A 982-nucleotide genomic window follows, 5' to 3' on the forward strand; every position below is an offset into this window, starting at 1 on the left:
TCAGGGACTCAGTATCAGCCAAGACCCGATCGGCTTGATGGGAGGGATAAATGTGTACCAGTATGCGCCGAACCCAGTAGAGTGGGTCGATCCGTGGGGGTGGCGCCGTAGTACAGCAGGTAAGCAACAGAGATTAAGAGCTTTACTAAATGATGTTAAAGCTCCAAAGCATATTAGAGGTTGGATTCAACAGGAGTTAAATAGAATAAAGGGAACTAAAAAGAGGATTAGAGTGCCACCAGGATATGATTTGGCGCATTGGCGAGGATATGAAAATGCGAAAGGTTTTGATTACACATACACTGATTTAAATTTCAAAAGAAATCATAAGATTCAACATAGATTTGATAAGGGTGGTGGTTTACAACCACGTGAAGGTTCTGGAAAGGCAGGGGGTAAAAGTAGAGATGAAATTATCAAGTCTCGTCAAGAAGGGGGAGGAAATGTCAGATGTAATTAATGATAGGAAAGGTGATCTTATGCTAAAAAATGCGATCGATATTGCTGGTCAATATATAAGTTTTATTGAATCGGTGGCTCAATCAAAAAGGGTTTTTACTCTTATGGGTGAGGGTGAAAGTGCCTTGAGTACCTCATTACATTTTTTAGATTGAAGAGGGTAATGAAGCTCCTGTCTTATGTGTTTGGTCTTCAGAAGCATTGGCTAGTTATCACAAAAAAGAGGGTTGGAAAAACTTTAAGCTTAAGGTTATTCCCTTGGAAGAGTTCATAGAGAATTGGTGCTTAGGCATGTTTTTTGATGGTGTAATTGTAGGGGTAAATTTTGACCAACATATGTTTGGTAAAGAAGTAACTTCTTTAGAACTTGCGGAGGACCTTATTCAGCAATTAGAGCAAAATCTAATTAATATTGAGTTCAAGAATTTCAAAGACTTAGAAGAGTTAAAGGAGTATATATCGTCATTGAACAATAATTGAATTCAAGTCTATAACGGTGTCTGTCAAGCGAATTATCCAMTSW

Annotated in this window: 3 protein-coding genes; all 3 read left to right on the plus strand. The window is 38.2% G+C overall.

Going from position 1 to position 982, the window contains the following annotated elements; all coding sequences use genetic code 11:
* Positions 1 to 460, plus strand: a 460-nt coding sequence (locus tag V757_RS18360) for a polymorphic toxin type 8 domain-containing protein (protein ID WP_023949924.1), incomplete at its 5' end; no start/stop codon positions are given.
* A complete protein-coding gene (locus tag V757_RS28360; protein ID WP_155805788.1) occupies positions 444 to 614 on the plus strand; it encodes a hypothetical protein in 171 nt (56 codons plus the stop codon). The genes V757_RS18360 and V757_RS28360, both read left to right, overlap by 17 nt.
* On the plus strand, positions 610 to 939 hold the full coding sequence (locus V757_RS27905) for a DUF2750 domain-containing protein (protein ID WP_081710639.1): 330 nt from the start codon (positions 610 to 612) through the stop codon (positions 937 to 939). Before V757_RS28360 ends, V757_RS27905 begins: the two co-directional genes overlap by 5 nt.
* Positions 940 to 982: the final 43 nt, after the last annotated feature.

It is taken from the genome of Pelistega indica (genome assembly GCF_000506865.1).
Lineage (GTDB): Bacteria > Pseudomonadota > Gammaproteobacteria > Burkholderiales > Burkholderiaceae_B > Taylorella > Taylorella indica.